This is a genomic window from Pseudomonas putida (assembly GCF_004357765.1).
In the GTDB taxonomy this organism is placed as follows: domain Bacteria; phylum Pseudomonadota; class Gammaproteobacteria; order Pseudomonadales; family Pseudomonadaceae; genus Aquipseudomonas; species Aquipseudomonas putida_U.
The window spans coordinates 317900-331285 of record NZ_SMTE01000003.1 but is presented as its reverse complement, the minus strand read 5'-3'; the positions used below and the strand labels follow the sequence as shown (position 1 = coordinate 331285).

The following is a 13386-nucleotide window of genomic DNA, read 5'->3' as shown; positions in this document are numbered from 1 at the left end:
TCCGTTTGAAACGTAATGTCCCTGGAGTTGTCATGAACATCGCTGCTGTACGCGAGCAGATTCAAAAAGCCCATCAAAACGAGGCAGACACCGGCCAGTTGGCCCAGCGGCTGGCACTGCAACTGCCGCATCTGCATCCTTCGATTCATCTGCCCGAGCAGGACGCCCAGGGAACCTTGTCACGCTTCGTCAGCGCTTATGTGGAACAAGTGCCGGAGCTGCTGGAGGCCGCCAATTCGGTTGCCCGAGAAGCCGGGATCGAGTCGCAGATCAAGCCGGTGCTGAAGATTGCCGAAGCCTACTTCCTGCAGCCGCCGGAGGTCATGAAAGACAAGGTCGGCCTCGACTGCCTGCTGGATGAAGCGTACCTGGCCCATCGCCTGGTAGAAGAGGTCAACGACCTGTATATCCGCCATTTCGACCAGCCGCTGATTCCGGTGGACACCACGGTAGCCAACCTGATCGCCCACCAGTTGATCGGCGAGACGTTCGCCAACCAGCTCGACGAAGTGGTGCACCACTCGGTGGATGAGATGCTCGATGACGAAAGCTTCGCCAGCGAGTCGGTAGAGGCCTATCGCGAAAAATTGAGCAGCCCGGAGACAGGCACTGCCTGGATGCGCTGGCCGTGCCTTTCGCGGCAGCTGGGGGTGGAGTTGGGCGAGCCTTCCTGAGTTGTGCTGTCTGCACTGGCCTCTTCGCGGGTAAACCCGCTCCTCCAGGTAAAGCGGTGATCCTGTAGGAGCGGGTTTACCCGCGAAGAGGCCAGTTCAGGCAAACTCATCCTCCAAAAACTAAGCCCCAACCCCCGCCGTGGTCCGCATCCGCCCCTCGATCCGCCGCTTCAACCGCCGCTGTTCGATCACCAACCTCGAGCCATGTGCGGCGTTGCTGCGCCCCCAGTCCTCCAGCAGTTCCAGACACGAGTGGTCGATGTAGTTCAGGTTACCCAAGGGCACATGCAAGGTCGTCCCTGCCGGTACCGTGTCCAGTACCTGGGTCAACGCCGGCACCTTGAGGAACGTGGCTGCACCGCTCAAGCGCAGCTCCATGTGCCCAGGCTGGGCCAGGCTCACCAGATTGATCTTCAACCGTGCGGCCTTGAACGCCAGCTTCAGCAGAGTCAAAGCGAAGCCCAACAGCACCCCGGTCAGCAGGTCGGTGAAGACGATCGCCAAGGCCGTAGCCGCGTAGGTGAACATCGGCATCCGCCCGTAGCGGCCCAGGCCCCTGAACGCCTTGAAGTCCACCAACTTGATACCGGTGTACACCAGCACGCCCGCAAGGCTCGCCACCGGGATCTGCTGTAGCACGCTGCTCAGCACCACGACGAAGGCCAATAACCACAGGCCATGCAGGATCGCCGAAGCGCGTGTCTGCGCACCGGCCTGGACGTTCGCCGAACTGCGCACGATCACCCCTGTCATGGGCAAGGCACCCAACACACCGCAGAGCATGTTGCCGATACCTTGTGCCGACAGTTCGCGATCGAAGTCCGAGCGTTGGCCGCTTTGCATGCGATCGACCGCAGCGGCGGAGAGCAAGGTCTCGGCGCTGGCGATGAAGGCGAGGGCGAACGCGGCGACCAGCAGGGTGGGGTCGGCCAGCTTGAGCAAGTCATCCGGGCGAATCCAGTCGATGGCCTCGGACAGGTCCGCAGGCACCACCACACGATTGACCGGCAGGGCCAGCCACATGCTGATGATCGTCATGGTCGCGACCCCGAGCAGTGCGCCGGGGATGAACCGCAGCTTCTGCGGACGCCAACGCTCCCAACCCCACATCAAGGCAATGGTCCCCAGACCCAGTGCCCCCGCCTGCCAACCATTGCCGGCAGTCTCCTGGGGCAAGGCCGCCATCAAGGTGGCTGGAAACTCCAGCAGGTTCTGCATACCGGACGGCTGCGGCGCCGTGTCGAACATCACATGCACCTGAGACAGCACGATCAGTATGCCGATGCCTGCAAGCATGCCGTACACCACTGCTGGCGCCGTCACCCGGAACCAGCAGCCCAGGCGCAGGCGCCCGGCTAGCAGTTGCAATACCCCAGCCAGCAACAGGATCGGCCCGAGCATGCCCATGCCGTGCTGGCGCACCAACTCGAACACCAGCACCGCCAGACCCGCTGCGGGGCCGCTGACCTGCAACGGCGAACCGGCCAGAAAGCCCACCACGACGCCACCGATGATGCCGGTGATCAGGCCCTTGGCCGGCGGCATGCCGGAAGCGATGGCGATGCCCATGCACAGGGGTAGAGCGACCAGAAAGACCACCACCGACGCTAGCAACTCACGCGGCAGGGCCGCTTTCAACTGTGTAATGTTCACCCTATTTCTCCTTTCTCTGTCGCACGACCAATCCGCTGGTCGTGGGCACGTGGGTCCCTGACGAACGCGCAGGCGCTGGCCGCCAGCGAAAATGCCGGCAGGGCAGTCAGGGAATTCAAGGCAGCCGAAGGCCGCGCCACACCCCTATGGGGTGCAGCCGGCTATCAAGGCTCTAGCTGTGGACGGGTCGCTTAGTAGCGGCCTCTCGGAGTGGCGCAGGGAACCGGCTCGCCGGCGGCCAGGGGCATGAAGCTATCGCTGGCAGCGTCGTAGGCTTCGATTCGGCTGGTCTCGATGTCGTAGACCCAACCGTGGATGTACAACTCACCGGCCGCCAGGCGCGAGGCGACCGAAGGGTGAGTGCGCAAGTGATGCAGCTGGGCGATGACGTTTTCCTTGGTCAGCACCTGCATCGTCTCGTGCTCGCTGCCACAGGAACAGTTGTTCTCGACCACGGTACGGGCGACCTCGGCGTGGCGCAGCCAGGCACCGACGGTCGGCATCTTGTCCAGCGAGTGCGGGTTGAGCACTGCACGCATCGCGCCGCAGTCGGAGTGACCGCAGATGATGATGTGATGCACCTTCAACGCCAGTACGGCGTATTCGATGGCGCTGGAAACACCCCCGTTCATCTGGCCATATGGCGGTACGACGTTACCGACGTTGCGGGTCACGAACAGGTCGCCGGGCGAGCTCTGGGTGATCAGTTCGGGGACGATGCGCGAGTCGGCACAGGTAATGAACATGGCACGCGGCGTTTGCGCCGTGGCGAGCTTCTTGAACAGCTCCTGCTGTTCGGGGAAGACGTCATGGTGAAAACGCAGGAAGCCGTCGACGATGTGTTTGAGGGCGGCATCGGCGCTCTCGGCAGGGGCCTGCGGAACGACCTTGGAAGGGTCCTTGACGGGCATGATTCATCCTCTTGGCGGTGTGTAGGTAAATCCATTTTACCGGGGAAAGATTCTGGCTATGCAGGGAGTTAGATGACACGCACAGGCCATTGATCACAGTCTTCGTCGACTGGGTTCCTACGCTAACGGGGAAAACTTAACTGAAACTTAATTCGAAGGCTCTAGAACGGGTGTTCCAGATGAGGAAGGCGGGATCTAGATAATAGCAAAAAAGCATCAAATGGCTAGGGGTATGAGTGTAATTATTGAGTCGGATTAGTCGTACTGTGGACAGCGCCCTAAAACAACGCCATTTGTCCACCTGGCGGGCAAAACGCCGAGCAATCCAGCGCTTGCGCTTCCCGTCCGGCGAACGCCAGACGTTTCATGGCCCGGGCGAAGCGCTGGGCCAATAACTCGGCAAACACACCCTCGCCGCGCATGCGTGCGCCAAAGCGGCTGTCGTACAACGCTCCACCACGGCTCTGGCGAATTAGGCTGAGCACATGAGCTGTCCGCTGCGGGTAATGGTCCTGCAACCATTGCTCGAACAGCGGCGCCACTTCCAGCGGCAGACGCAGCATCATGTAGGCCGCGCTCTGGGCTCCAGCTTCCTTGGCGGCCTGAAGGAGATGCTCCAGCTCACTGTCGTTGATCATCGGAATCATCGGCGAGCACAGTACTCCCACCGGTACGCCGGCTTCGTGCAACACGCGGATCGCTCGCAAGCGGGCCTTGGGCGAGGCCGCACGCGGCTCCAGCACCCGTTTGAGTTCATCATCCAGGGTGGTCAGGCTGATCATCACCCGCACCAGCCGCTGACCGGCCATCTCCGCCAGCAGGTCAAGATCGCGCAGTACCAGCGATCCCTTGGTGACGATGGTCACCGGGTGGCGAAAACGTAGCAGGACTTCGAGCAACTGTCGGGTCAGGCGCTGGTCGCGCTCGATCGGCTGATAGGGGTCGGTGTTGGCGCCGAGGTTGATCGGCGCGCAGACGTAACCGGGCTTGCTCAGCTGCTCGGCCAATACCTCGGCAGCGTTGGTCTTGGCGATCAGCTTGGTCTCGAAGTCCAGGCCTGGCGACATGTCCCAATAGGCGTGGCTAGGCCTCGCATAGCAATAGATACAGCCATGTTCGCACCCCCGATAGGGGTTGATCGAACGGTCGAAGGGCAAGTCGGGCGAGGTATTGCGGGCGATGATGGTCTTGGCCATCTCGACCCGCACCTCGGTGCCCTGGGTTTGGGGTACTTCCTGGTACCAGCCGTCGTCCTCCACCACCGAGCGGTTGGGCGCGAAGCGGTTATGGGGATTGCTGGCGGTACCGCGACCGCGGATGGAAGTCGGTTGCATGATCGGCCCCGTATACTGTATTTACGTACAGTATCGCAAAGCACCGAACCTTGGCCACTACCGTCAGGCGGAACCCTGCCGACGCGCATAGGCTTGCAGCGACATGTTCCGACCTACGAAAGCCAGGAACGAGGCACCCATACCACGCAAGCCGCCCTTGGCCAGGATCTCGTGGCGCACCGCTCGGCCCAACGCGGCCTCATCGGCATCGGCTGCCTCGAAGCGGGTGAACGCATCGATCGCGTGGGTCTGCGCCCATTTATAGGTGTAGAACCCGGCTTCGTAGCCGGTCACCATGTAGTCGAACGTTTCGGCGAAACGGTCCTCGGCGAACCCTTCGGGCAACCCGACACGACGAGTGGCAGCGACGGCCAGTTGGCGCAAGTTCTGGCGGGCGTCTGGGTCACGGTGTACGAAGAAGTCGAACCAGCCCTTGCGCAGTTGTTCGGCCTCGCTCACCGATTGCATGCGGCTCCTGGCCGCCAGCCACTGGCGCAACTGCGGCAACGACACCGACGCCGGCTGTGCAACGGCATGCAGGGTGGACGCCGACCAGCACCACTGTTCCATGAACTTGCCAACGAACTCGCAACGGTCCGCGCCGAGCGATGTATCGGCGACCCGGTTGAGCCGACGGTGCCGGTTGGTCACCAGCACCTGGTTCAAGGCATGCCCGAACTCGTGGAACAGCTGGCACAGCTGCTCATGACTCAAAAGTGACGCTGGCTGGCCCGCGACTCGCTTGACGTAGCAGGAGAGCAGCACGGCCGGCAATATGACCACCCCATCGGCATCGACATGACGCTGGCGCATGGGGTAGCAGGTCGGCCAAGGCAGCTTGTCCGCGCGCGCATATATATCCAGGTAGATATGACCGAGGGTCGCTCCCGCCTCGCTGACCTCGAGAACATGCACATCCGGATGCCAGGCAACCACGGCAGAGGACGAGATCCGAATACCCAGCAGCCGCTCATGCAATTGCCACAAACCCGTCAGGACCCTGTCCAAAGGGAACAGCGTCTGCATGCGCATCTCGATTTCCTCACTGCCTTGCAGGCGTAGCTGACGCGCCAGGTATGCCGTGTCCCACGGCTCGACCGGGGCGATTCCCAGCTGCTCGCCGTGGGCCTCGATCACCCGCAGATCGTCTTGCAGGCGAGGGCGGTTTTGCTCGATCAGGTTTTCGATGAACCCTTCGACCTGCTCCGCCGTGCGCGCCTCCCGGGTTTCCAGGCCCAGTTGCGCTGCATCGGTCAGTCCCAGCAATTGAGCCCGCTCGTGACGCAGGCGCAATAACGCACGCAGTACGGGCTCATTGTCCAACGCACTGTCCGGCCCCAGATCGGATGCCAGGTTTCGCGAGGCGCGGTACACCGTTTCGCGCAGTTTTCGATCGTCGGCCCAGGCGAGCAGCGCCTCGACCGTCGCTTGCTCAAGGTCGAGCCGCCAGCCCTGTTCGCCAAGGGCTTGGGCATTGGCGGCCAGCCGCTCGCGCAGCGTCGACGGCAGGCCGGCCAGGTCGGACTCGTCGGTGATCAGGTAGTCCCAGGCAGTACGTGCCTTTTCCAGGTTGCCCAGGAACTGGTCTTGCAACCGGGCGATCGCCGCCTCGGTCTCGCGTAGTTGCACGAGTTCGGTCCCATGGAGACCATGCCCACCCAGGCGCAGGTCACGCAGGATGAGGGCGTGCACCACTTTCCGTTCGTCGTCGAGCTGGAGGGTGTCGAGACGCTGGTAGGCGTCATGCAGCCCAGCCTGGCTGTATTTGTCCTGCTTCCAGGCCATGCACAGTTCATAACAGGCGTTGACTGCGTCGCGCCAAGCGCCGTCTTCGTACGCCAGCGGTACGAGCAGATCGAACAGGCCTTCGATTCGCTGGTCCAGACGGTCGATCGCCAACACGAAATTGTCCCACCCAGGCGATTGTCCGTGGGCTTGGATGATCTGTTCGAGGGCCGCGATATTGGTATCGCGCAAGGTTCGGAAGAGGGGCTCGAGCTGCTCGGGTCGCAACGCGGAATAGTCAAGCAAGCCATGGGCCAGCGTGGGCAGACTGTCGGTCATGGGGCACTCCCTGGTGCTGATTGAAGGGCGGCCAGGGTAGGGCGCCGCTCAACCAGGTCAGGAAGCCATATCTAAGTGCAACAGGGCCGGCGCCCGTGCAGGCGCCGGCCCGAAGATCACTCGGTGGGCTTTTTCAGCTTGGGGTTGGGGAAGAACTGCACCGTCTGCACCTGGACCGGGGCAGCGGCCTTGGGCGCCTGCTGATTGACCCGTGTGCCCAGTTCCTTGGGCACCGACAGGCCCTGCTCGTTGAGGGTGTCGGTGAAGCCGCAGGCGACGCACTCGCGATGCGGCACACCGTCCTCGTTCCACATCATCAGCTTGTCCGGCTCGCTGCACGCCGGGCATACCGCACCGGCGATGAAACGCTTCTTGGTCTTGTTCACGACGACCTCGCTCATGCTGCCGCGTCCTCGCTCAGGCCACTGTGGCGCAGCAAGGCATCGATGGAAGGCTCACGGCCACGGAAGTCGACGAACAGCACCATCGGCTCACGCGAACCACCACGGGCCAGAATAGCCTCGCGGAAGGCGCGGCCGGTCTCGGCGTTGAGCACGCCTTCTTCCTCGAAGCGCGAGAAGGCGTCGGCCGACAGCACCTCGGCCCATTTGTAGCTGTAGTAACCTGCGGCATAACCGCCAGCGAAGATATGGGCGAAGCTGTTGGGGAAACGGTTGTACGCCGGCGGACGCATCACCGAGACCTCGTCGCGAACACCTTCGAGCACCTCTAGCACGCTGCGGCCATCGCCGTGACTGGCGTGCAACTCGAAGTCGAACAGCGAGAATTCCAACTGGCGCACCATCATCATGCCGGATTGGAAGTTCTTCGCCGCCAGCATCTTGTCCAGCAGGTCCTGGGGCAGGGCAGCACCGGTTTCGTAATGACCGGAAATCAGCGCCAGGCCTTCAGGTTCCCAGCACCAGTTCTCCATGAACTGGCTCGGCAGCTCGACTGCATCCCAGGCCACGCCGTTGATGCCGGACACGCCAGCATGCTCGATGCGGGTCAGCAGGTGGTGCAGGCCGTGGCCGAACTCGTGGAACAGCGTGGTGACTTCATCGTGGGTCAGCAGCGCGGGCTTGCCGGGCGCTGCCGGGGTGAAGTTGCACACCAGGTTGGCCACCGGGCTCTGCAACGCGCCCTCGGCCGTGCGGCGACGGTCGCGAGCGCCGTCCATCCAGGCACCGCCGCGCTTGTTGGCGCGGGCATACAGGTCGAAGAAGAAGCGGCCGACGTGTTGGCCGTCTTCCTTGATCTCGAACAGACGCACGTCCGGGTGCCAGGTGTCGAAATCCTTGAGCTCGGTAATCTCGATGCCGTACAGGCGCTGGACGATGGCGAACAGGCCCCCGAGCACCTTGTCGATGGGGAAGTAGGCACGCAGGGTTTCCTGCGAGACGCTATAACGCTGCTCGCGCAGCTTCTCACCGAAATAGCCGGCGTCCCAGCTGGCCAGCTCGGCGCAGCCCTGTTCGGCAGCGTAGGCCTTGAGTTGCTCCAGGTCCTGGGCGGCGAAGGGTTTGGAGCGCTTGGCCAGGTCACGCAGGAAGCTCAGCACCTGGTCGCTGGACTCGGCCATCTTGGTCGCCAGGCTCAGTTCGGCGTAGTGCTTATAGCCCAGCAGCTCGGCCAGTTCCTGACGCAGATCGAGGATCTCGCGCATCACCGGGCCGTTGTCGAACTGACCGGCGTTCGGCCCCTGGTCCGAGGCACGGGTGCAGTAGGCGGCGTACAGCTCTTCGCGCAGCGCGCGGTCGCTGGCGTAGGTCATTACCGCGTAGTAGCTGGGGAATTCCAGTGTGATCAACCAGCCTTCGAGGCCTTTGGCCTGGGCGGCGGCGGCCATCTGTGCCTTGGCCGAATCAGGCAGGCCGGCCAGGGCGGCTTCATCGGTGACGTGCTTGGTCCAGGCCTGAGTAGCGTCGAGCAATTGGTTTGAGAAGCGGCTGCCCAGTTCGCTGAGCTTGCTCTGCACCTGGGCATAACGCTGCTGCTGATCGGCCGGCAGGTCTATACCCGACAGGCGGAAGTCGCGCAGGGCGTGCTCGAGAATCGTTTTCTGCGCCACGTCGAAGCCAGCGGCTTCGGGACTGTCGATCAGCGCCTGATAGGCTTCGAACAGCGCACGGTTCTGTCCCAGTTCGGTAGAGTAGGCACTGAGCGCCGGCAGGCACGCCTCATAGGCCTCGCGCAGCTCCTGGCTGTTGCACACCGCGTTGAGGTGGCTGACAGGGCTCCAGGCAGCGCCCAGTCGGTCGTTGAGTTCGTCCATGGCCAGCACCAGGCCGGCCCAGGTAGGCTGCTTGCCTTGCTTTTCGAGGATCTGGGCAATGGCTTTGCGGTTGTCGGCCAGGATCTCTTCGATGGCTGGCAGCACGTGTTCGGCACGGATCGCCGAGAACGGCGGCAGATCGTAGGGCTGCAGAAGCGGGTTGTTCGCACTCACGGTTTGGATACCTTGGCAGAAGAAACACTGGACCATCTTAATTACAATCGACGCCGACCGCAGCAGGCAGCCTGCCTATCGGCACAGATGAGAGACGCTATCATGGCCATCCGAAGCTTCCAGCAACACACTCCGAAAGTTGGACCACGTGCCTTCGTCGACCGTTCGGCAGTGGTGCTGGGCGACGTGGAGATCGGCGAGGACAGCTCGGTGTGGCCGTTGACGGTGATCCGCGGCGACATGCACCGCATCCGTATCGGTGCGCGCACCAGCGTGCAGGACGCCAGCGTGCTGCACATCACCCACGCCGGCCCGTTCAACCCCGACGGTTTCCCGCTGATCATCGGCGACGAGGTGACCATCGGCCACAAGGTGATGCTGCACGGCTGCACCCTGGGCAATCGCATCCTGGTCGGCATGGGCAGCACCATCATGGATGGCGCCATCGTCGAAGACGAGGTGATCATCGGCGCCGGCAGCCTGGTACCGCCGGGCAAGCGCCTGGAGAGCGGCTACCTGTACGTGGGCAGCCCGGTGAAGCAAGCGCGACCGCTTTCCGACAAGGAGCGGGCGTTCTTCCCGTATAGTGCCGGCAACTACGTAAAGCTCAAGGACCAGCACCTGGCCGAAGGCTACGACCAACCTGAGTGACTTCTTCGCGGCCAAGCGGCGCCATCCCTTGCGGGAGCGGGTTTGCCCGCGAAGAAGACCCCGCAGCATTCAAGTGGAACGCCTCATGCACCAACAGAACATCCTTTTCGACCTCGACGGCACCCTGACCGACCCTCGTCTGGGCATCACCCGCTCGATCCAATACGCCCTGGCCAAACTGGGCATCGACGAGCCGGACCTCACGCGCCTGGAGCACTTCATCGGGCCACCGCTGTTACAGGCCTTCATGCAGTTCTACGATTTCGACGAAGCCAAGGCGTGGGAGGCGGTGAACCACTACCGCGAACGCTTCCGGGTGACCGGTCTTTACGAGAACCACGTGTTCGATGGCGTGCCTGAGCTGCTCGAGGCGCTCAACGACCAGGGCCGCACGCTATACATCGCCACCTCAAAACCGTGGGAGTTCGCCCGTGAGATCGCTCGTCACTTCGCTTTCGACCACCACTTCAAAGTGATCTACGGCAGCGAGCTGGATGGCACCCGCACCAACAAGGTCGAGTTGATTCGCCACCTGTTGGACCAGGAGGGGCTGGATCCTTCGCAGACGCTGATGATCGGCGACCGCAAGCACGACCTGATCGGCGCTCGCAGCAATGGGCTGCAGGCGGTGGCGGTCGGGTACGGGTTTGGCAGCCAGGATGAACTGGAGGCTGAAGCGCCGGCTTTTCACTTCGCCACGTTGGCGCAGTTGCATCAGGCGTTCATCAAGGCCTGATGGCCGGGGCCGCAGAGCGGCCCCAAACCCTCGTCGGCTTACCTCAACCGCTGCAACGCTGCTGTGCGCTGTTCGATCGGCAACTGCCCCAATCGCTCCACCCGCTGGTAGAACAGCCGCCAATTCCCGCCCACCTCGCCAAACAACGCCGCGAACGCAGGCACCCACTGGTCGTACAGACCAAACGGCAGCAGTTTGGCATTGTTCATCGGCCCGTAGATCCAAGCGTCGTAGCGCTTGTCCCCCGCCCACGGCCCATCGCGCAATACCCGGTACTCGCGCCGCAGGCGCTGAAATTCGGCCTGCTTGGCCTCCCGCTTGTGCGCATCGTCCAGCGGACCTGCATAGATCGCCTGCAGGCGCTCGCGACTGGCCAGTACCAATCGGGTGAACTGCGCCCGTTGTCCGGCCTGGCCATCCTCCAACGCCGGCAATCCACGGGCCGCGCGCCATTGCCGGGCACCCTCCTGCTCGACGAAGGTGGCAAACGACTCATTGAACGCGGTGTCGTCACGCACATAGAAGCGCTGGTGCGCCAGTTCGTGAAAGATCAACGCCGCCAGGCGCTCATCGCCCCAGCCGATCATCGTCGACAGAATCGGGTCGTCGAACCAACCCAGGGTCGAATAGGCCTCGACGCCCCCGACATAGGCATCCAGGCCGTCCTGGCGCAGCAGCGCCGCCGCACCGCGAGCTGCGCCCTGACGGTAGTAGCCGCGGTAGGCGACGCAGCCGGCGATGGGGAAGCAGTGAGTCACCGGTTGCAGCGACAGCTCGGGAGTCGCGAAGACATTCCACACCACATAAGGTCGACCGAGGTCGGCATAGACCCGGTAGCTGCGATTATCTGGCAGTTGCAGGTGTTCGCTGGCAAAGCGCCGCGCCTGTTCCGCATGAGCCAGGCGTTGGCGCAATAGCGGGCTGCTGGTCGGATCGGCCAACACGTCATCCACAGGCTGGCGCGCCCGCAGCAGTTGCCATTGCCCTTGGGCCAGTTGCCCGTAATAACCGACGCTGCTGCAACCGTTCAGCAGAAGCACGGCCAGCAGGGGAACCAATCTGCTGAAAATGCGGTCGAGTGGCCCAGGGCCCGAGCGCTGCAAAAGAAAAATTCGATCCATCTGGGGTCGTCCCGCTCGCTCACGGCCAATGCGCCCAAGACTATCTTGCCCGGGGGAGTACCGCCATGCGTGCACTGTTGGTCGCCAGTTCGCTGACCCTGCTATCTGCCTGCTCGACCTTGCCCGATCCCGATCCCAATCAGGCCTGGATCGATCTAGACCCGCATGCCGATACATCGTTGCACGCCGTCCAGGTGGACGAACGTGAATGGGCAGACAATCGCTACTTCGAAGTAGCGCCTGGCAGCCACGAGTTGACCGTGCGCTATCAGTTCCCTGTAACGCCGAGCAATATCGGCCCGGTGAATGAACCACTGTGGCGCGATTGCCAGCTCAACCTGACGTTCAAGGACTTCGGCGCCGGCCAGCGCTATCAGCTGCAAGCCGGCAGCATTGGCTTCCGGCCCTGGATCAAGCTCTACGATCACCAGCAAAAACTCGTCGGCCAAGGCCTGCCAGCGGGCTGTCAGCGCACCTGAACCGCCTGAACGGCGCTATGCTTGTACCTTGTGAGTCGCACGCGGGAGTATTGCAATGCGCCAGCCCATGATGCTGATCGCCCTCAGTGCCCTGGGGGCTTGCGCCAGCCCCTTGCCGCCGGCCGACCCCAAGCAGGCCTGGGTCGACCTCTACACCATGACCCCTGGGCGTCTGGTCATGGCCGACCGACTCGACGGTCAACGGCTGAACGATGGCCGCTACTTCCAGGTAACCCCCGGCAAGCACGAATTGGTGGTGCGCTTCGACTACGAGGTGTACTCAGGCGGCTTGACCACCGACCCTCGGGATCGCACCTGCTATCTCACCGTGCGTTTCGATAACTTCAAGGCCGGTGAACGTTATCGCCTGGTTGCCCGTGCGCCGGTCATGGACCCCGAGGTGGCGATGTACGACGCCAGCCGCAACAAGGTGGTGGATGAAGCGAGCAACGTGTTCTGCATACCCTAGGCGCAGCGACCCCATGGAAGCGGCCTTGGCTGCTTCCATGGGGCGAGCGCTTACTGATCGTTCTTCTGGTAGATGATCTTCTTGGTTCCGCCATCGCAGGAGCCGACGACCATATTCTGGTCCTTCACCTCACTGTTCGGCACGATTTCCAGGGTATAGGACGGTACGCCAGCAGCCTGGATCTTCGCTTCGATCTCGGCCTTGAGCTCTTCGCACGGTTTGACCGCCGCTAATGCTGAAGTGGCGAGGACAGAGGCCAGTGCGGCAATTACGACGCGTTTCATAGGAACGGCTCCCGAAAAGGCAGCCTCGCTGCCAACGCACTTTAGACTACAGCAATCTGCCACCGGTTCGCGGCTCAGCCCTCGAGCGAAGCATCCAGGCTGATCTTTGCCTTCAGCACCTTGGACACCGGGCAGCCGGCTTTGGCCTTGTCGGCGATCTGCAGGAACTGCGCCTCGCTGGCACCGGGCACCTTGGCCTTGAGGGTCAGATGTACCGCAGTAATGGCGAATCCATCGGGCTCGCGCTCCAGGCTCACTTCGGCAGTGGTATCGATGCGCTCCGGGGTAAGCCCCGCTTCGCCGAGCATCATCGACAGCGCCATGGAGAAACAACCGGCATGCGCGGCGCCGATCAGCTCTTCCGGGTTGGTCCCAGGCGAGCCTTCGAAGCGGGTATTGAAACCGTAGGGGCTCTCCTTGAGGGCCCCGCTTTCGGTGGAAATCCGGCCTTTGCCGTCCTTGAGTCCACCTTGCCAAACCGCCGATGCTGTCTTTTTCATGATGCCTCCTGGTCAAGGGTTACATACGTACTGATTCAGAGGCAGCTCTCGTACAGCAAGT

Annotated in this window: 14 protein-coding genes; 5 read left to right on the top strand and 9 right to left on the bottom strand. The window is 62.7% G+C overall.

The window, feature by feature from the left end; translation table 11 throughout:
* The first annotated feature begins 32 nt into the window (after nucleotides 1-32).
* The gene (locus E2H86_RS06180) at nucleotides 33-674 is read left to right on the top strand and encodes a hypothetical protein (protein WP_133325767.1); all 642 of its coding nucleotides are present in this window, start codon (nucleotides 33-35) and stop codon (nucleotides 672-674) included.
* A gap of 120 nt (nucleotides 675-794) precedes the next feature.
* Here the strand turns inward: E2H86_RS06180 and E2H86_RS06170 are convergent, their stop codons facing one another.
* The 6 genes from E2H86_RS06170 to prlC form a co-directional block, all read right to left on the bottom strand.
* Nucleotides 795-2327 (bottom strand): SulP family inorganic anion transporter, encoded by a 1533-nt coding sequence (locus tag E2H86_RS06170; RefSeq protein WP_133325765.1) that lies wholly within the window; start codon nucleotides 2325-2327, stop codon nucleotides 795-797.
* A gap of 191 nt (nucleotides 2328-2518) precedes the next feature.
* Nucleotides 2519-3238, bottom strand: a complete 720-nt coding sequence (locus E2H86_RS06165) for a carbonic anhydrase (RefSeq protein WP_133325762.1) — start codon at nucleotides 3236-3238, stop codon at nucleotides 2519-2521.
* Nucleotides 3239-3516: 278 nt separating this feature from the next.
* Nucleotides 3517-4572 carry a PA0069 family radical SAM protein gene (locus E2H86_RS06160; RefSeq protein ID WP_133325760.1) on the bottom strand — a complete coding sequence of 352 codons (1056 nt, stop codon included), beginning with the start codon at nucleotides 4570-4572 and terminating at the stop codon, nucleotides 3517-3519.
* Nucleotides 4573-4635: 63 nt separating this feature from the next.
* Complete coding sequence (locus E2H86_RS06155; RefSeq protein ID WP_133325758.1) at nucleotides 4636-6636, bottom strand: M3 family metallopeptidase; 2001 nt, start codon at nucleotides 6634-6636, stop codon at nucleotides 4636-4638.
* A 116-nt stretch (nucleotides 6637-6752) separates the two neighbouring features.
* Complete coding sequence (locus E2H86_RS06150) at nucleotides 6753-7037, bottom strand: YheV family putative zinc ribbon protein (RefSeq protein WP_133325756.1); 285 nt, start codon at nucleotides 7035-7037, stop codon at nucleotides 6753-6755.
* Nucleotides 7034-9121, bottom strand: coding sequence for an oligopeptidase A (gene prlC, locus E2H86_RS06145; protein ID WP_133325754.1), 2088 nt, complete (start codon nucleotides 9119-9121; stop codon nucleotides 7034-7036). The genes E2H86_RS06150 and prlC overlap by 4 nt, the downstream gene beginning before the upstream one ends.
* A gap of 66 nt (nucleotides 9122-9187) precedes the next feature.
* On the opposite strand from prlC, the gene E2H86_RS06140 reads away from it, so the two are divergent.
* Nucleotides 9188-9736, top strand: a complete 549-nt coding sequence (locus E2H86_RS06140; protein WP_133325752.1) for a gamma carbonic anhydrase family protein — start codon at nucleotides 9188-9190, stop codon at nucleotides 9734-9736.
* 85 nt (nucleotides 9737-9821) lie between these two features.
* A complete protein-coding gene (locus E2H86_RS06135) occupies nucleotides 9822-10472 on the top strand; it encodes an HAD family hydrolase (protein ID WP_133325750.1) in 651 nt (216 codons plus the stop codon).
* A gap of 38 nt (nucleotides 10473-10510) precedes the next feature.
* Here the strand turns inward: E2H86_RS06135 and E2H86_RS06130 are convergent, their stop codons facing one another.
* Entirely contained in the window at nucleotides 10511-11575 is a 1065-nt protein-coding gene (locus E2H86_RS06130) for an aminopeptidase (protein ID WP_133325904.1), read from the bottom strand.
* 83 nt (nucleotides 11576-11658) lie between these two features.
* Here E2H86_RS06130 and E2H86_RS06125 point away from each other — a divergent pair, with 83 nt between their 5' ends.
* A complete protein-coding gene (locus tag E2H86_RS06125; RefSeq protein ID WP_133325748.1) occupies nucleotides 11659-12072 on the top strand; it encodes a PA0061/PA0062 family lipoprotein in 414 nt (137 codons plus the stop codon).
* A gap of 55 nt (nucleotides 12073-12127) precedes the next feature.
* Complete coding sequence (locus E2H86_RS06120) at nucleotides 12128-12541, top strand: PA0061/PA0062 family lipoprotein (protein ID WP_133325746.1); 414 nt, start codon at nucleotides 12128-12130, stop codon at nucleotides 12539-12541.
* Nucleotides 12542-12591: 50 nt separating this feature from the next.
* Here the strand turns inward: E2H86_RS06120 and E2H86_RS06115 are convergent, their stop codons facing one another.
* Nucleotides 12592-12825, bottom strand: a complete 234-nt coding sequence (locus E2H86_RS06115) for a DUF1161 domain-containing protein (RefSeq protein WP_133325743.1) — start codon at nucleotides 12823-12825, stop codon at nucleotides 12592-12594.
* 74 nt (nucleotides 12826-12899) lie between these two features.
* Nucleotides 12900-13325 carry an OsmC family protein gene (locus tag E2H86_RS06110; RefSeq protein WP_133325741.1) on the bottom strand — a complete coding sequence of 142 codons (426 nt, stop codon included), beginning with the start codon at nucleotides 13323-13325 and terminating at the stop codon, nucleotides 12900-12902.
* Between the last annotated feature and the right edge of the window lie 61 nt (nucleotides 13326-13386).